Genomic DNA, 3,783 nt, shown 5'->3' on the forward strand with positions numbered 1-3,783 from the left:
TATTGAAAAAACAAGATAGAAGGGTAAACCAGTATATATCACTAAATTTGTGATGATATTTATTCGAATATTAGCTAATATCTTGAAAAGGAGAATGATTTGTTTTTTTAATGATGAATATTTTGTCATTCCTTCATTTTTTTACCTTCCTGGTTTATATTTACCTGTTAGTATTTGTATTGGCAAGAAATACAAAATCTTTACTTAACAGAGTTTGTTCAGCTTTTCTTTTCTGTCTAGCCCAATGGAGTCTTATGCTGGTTTTTCTATATGCTCCCGGAACTATTAAAGGAACAGCCTTTTTGCTGGATAGCATAGCATCCATTGGTTGGATTAGTTTAGCCAGTTTCTTCCTGTGGTTTACTCTTATCTTTACAAATAATAAAAAAGTATTAAGGGTAAAAATCTTTTATCCTCTGATTTTCTTTTTACCTGTGTTATTAATCTACCAGCAATGGAATGGTTTAGTATCCGCCGATTATATAAAGAAATCCTGGGGATGGGCAGGAGTATGGGCAGGGTCGATCTGGTCCTATCTTTTTTTTACCTATTTTATCACTTTTATTTTACTAAGTCTTTTTTTGATATATGGTTTTGCAAAAAAAACTAAAAATCATTATAAACAAAAACAAGCAAAAGTAATACTTAATACTGCTTTTATCTCCCTTCTGTTGAGTATTATTATTGAAATAGTATTACCTGAATTACAAATTATAAAATTACCTTCTTTAGCCAATATTATTATCTTAATTTGGGCAGGAGGATTAGTATATTCAATAGTTGAATACCAATTAATGACTGTTACTCCCAGCATTGCTGCGGAAAAGATTTTATCAACCATGGCTGATTCACTTTTACTGCTGGATAAAAAAGGAATAATTATGACTGTTAATGATGCTCTCTGCAAATTGACAGGATATAGAGAGGAAGAACTTAAAGGGAAAAAAGTAGACTTATTCTTTACAGAAAAGGACTTTTATCATATCCTTCTAAATGAATCCTTCAATAAAGATAAACTAACAAATAAAGACATTTTTCTCAAGTCAATAGATAATAAAATCATTCCGGTACTTATTTCCTGCTCTACTATAATCAGTGATGCTGGTGACCTGTCAGGTATTGTGTGCGTAATAAGAGATATAACCGGTCGAAAAAAGATGGAAGATAGTTTAAGAAAAAGCCAGGAAGAAGCCGCTAACTTGTTTCAAAACAGTCCTTTAGCAGGGATATATCATGAGAAAAGTGGTAATATATTAAATATTAATCAGAAGTTCACACAACTATTTGGCTATTCACCAAAAGAGATTATAGGCAGGAATATTAATGAAGGCATGATATTCCCGGTAGAAGAAACTGTTAAGGAAAGTAATTATTTAACTCAATTAACAATAGAAGGTAAAGATATTGAGTATGAAACTATTAGAAAAAAGAAAGATGGTACATTGGTTCCGGTTATCATTACTGTTGCCCCTATTGTAAATCAGAAGAGAAACCAGACCGTTATTGCCTTTTATCAAGATAGAACTAAATATAAAGAGATTTTGGAAAAGATAACAGAAAGTGAAAAAAAATATCATACACTTTTTGATAACATGCCTGCAGCATATTACCAGGCAGATAAAAATGGTAAGTTGATTATGATGAATCCAACAGGTATTAGGTTATTAGGATTTGAGTCACTTTCTGAAGTAGTTGGAAAAAATATGGCAGAAGATTTCTATTATAAACCCGAAGAAAGAAAAACATTTTTAAAATTACTGGAAGAGAATAAAGGTAGTATAAAAGGTTATGAATCTACTTTAAAAACCAAATGCGGGAATCCGCTGATGGTTTCAACTAACAGCCAGTATTATTACAATGAAGCCGGAGATATTGAGGGAGTTGAGGGTATCTTTATTGATGTCACAGAACGGAAAAAAACAGAAGATGCTCTGAAAAAAAGTCGTGAAGAATTTGCCAGTCTTTTTGTTAGCAGTCCTGAAGCCCTGGTATATGTTGATGAAAATAGTAGCATAATAGATATTAATCCTCGTTTTAGAGAACTTTTTGGTTACTCTAAAAATGAAGTCAAAGGCACTAATATTAACAACGGAATGATTCACCCTGAAGAAAAGAGAAAAGAAGCCGAGTATTTATTTAAAAAATCTTTAATCTCAAATTATTATAATTATGAAACAATAAGGAAGAGAAAAAATGGCTCCATTATACCGGTTAGTATTTCAAGTTCTACAGTAATAATAGATGGTCAGCCCAAAGGTAGAATAATATCTTATTCAGATATTACAGTATCAAAACATAACGAATTAATTCAACAAGTCCTATATAATATTTCCAAAGCTGCAAATTCTACTGTTTCAATTGATATTCTTTATAAAATTATCCATACAGAATTAAGCAAACTTATAAATACAAATAATTTTTATATAGCACTTTTGGATAAAGAGAAGGAAGAGATTAATTTTCCATACAGTGTGGATGAATATAAGCACATTCATCATTCCAGAAAAATTGATCACCAATCACTGATAGCTTATATTTTTGAAATCGGAGAATCGGTTTGTGTTAATCAGGAAAAAATATGTCAAAATCCATTATTAAAAAGATATAAAAAATGGTTTGGCAAACTGCGCAAGGCATGGGTTGGTGTCCCTTTAAAAATAGAAGGGGAAACTATCGGAGGTGTTGTAGTGCAAAGTTACAATAATCCTGATTGTTTTTCACCACAAGATATTCATCTTATGGAATTTATTTCATCACAGATTTCTATTGCAATCAAGCGAAAGCTTGACGAAGAAGCTCTTCGTAAAAGCCAGCAAGAATTTCTCAGTCTTTTTCGAAGTAATCCTGAAGCGGCGGTTTACACAAATGAAACAGGAAATGTAATCAATATTAATTCAATGTTTACTGAACTATTCGGTTATTCTCTTGCTGAAATAAAGGGAAAGAATATTGACTCTGGGTTAATCCAGCCACCAGAATTGATAGATGAAGCAAAAGATCTAACTCTGAAGGGGATAAGAAAAGGCCATGTGGGATTTGAGACTACCAGAAAGAAAAAAGATGGAAGCCTGTTTCCGGTTTACATCAGTGCTTCTCCGGTTATTGTTAATAGTAATCTTAAAGGTATTATTGCAGTATATTATAATATTTCTGAGAGAAAAGAGACAGAAGAGAAGTTAAAAAAGTTATCCCGTATTGACTCTTTAACCGGATGCTACAATCGAAGATATGGTATGGAATTAATCGAAAGACAGATTAAATTGTCTAACCGCAGTCATTCACCATTATTGTTGGCATATCTTGATATTGACAATTTTAAATATATTAATGACAACTATGGACATTTAGAAGGGGACAGAGCTATAAAAAAGATTGCAAATATTTTAAAAGATAATCTTAGAGAAATAGATATTATCTGCCGTTTGGGAGGAGATGAGTTTTTGTTGTTATTCCCAAATAGCTCTTTACAAGAGTCCCCTTTAATCAGGAAGCGCTTACAAGAGGCTTTTTCGAAATTAAATATAGAAATACAGAATGATTACAGAATTAAATTTAGTATTGGATTTTCTGAATATATGCCTAATAATACCATGGATTTAGATGAGTTAATAGCTATTGCGGATAAACAGATGTATAAAGAAAAAGGAATGCGTAAAAAAAGATAGAATTATAGTGGTTTACTTTTTTAATTTTTCATATTATTTTTTTAATACAAAATTTAAAAAAAACATTTAAAATGTTATAATTTATAGTTAAGTATAATATGTTGTTTCATCCTATTTT

General features: G+C 30.9%; 1 protein-coding gene. It reads left to right on the top strand.

The window, feature by feature from the left end; all coding sequences use genetic code 11:
• Positions 1–113 precede the first annotated feature (113 nt).
• Positions 114–3,665, top strand: coding sequence for a PAS domain S-box protein (locus tag PHQ99_08125; GenBank protein ID MDD4289536.1), 3,552 nt, complete (start codon positions 114–116; stop codon positions 3,663–3,665).
• Positions 3,666–3,783: the final 118 nt, after the last annotated feature.

The sequence above is a fragment of the Atribacterota bacterium genome (assembly GCA_028703475.1).
In the GTDB taxonomy this organism is placed as follows: Bacteria; Atribacterota; Phoenicimicrobiia; order Phoenicimicrobiales; family Stramentimicrobiaceae; genus JAQVMU01.

Coding starts and splice junctions, on each gene's coding strand:
- PHQ99_08125 (MDD4289536.1), top strand. CDS start 114: ATGAATATTTTGTCATTCCTTCATTTTTTTACCTTCCTGGTTTATATT.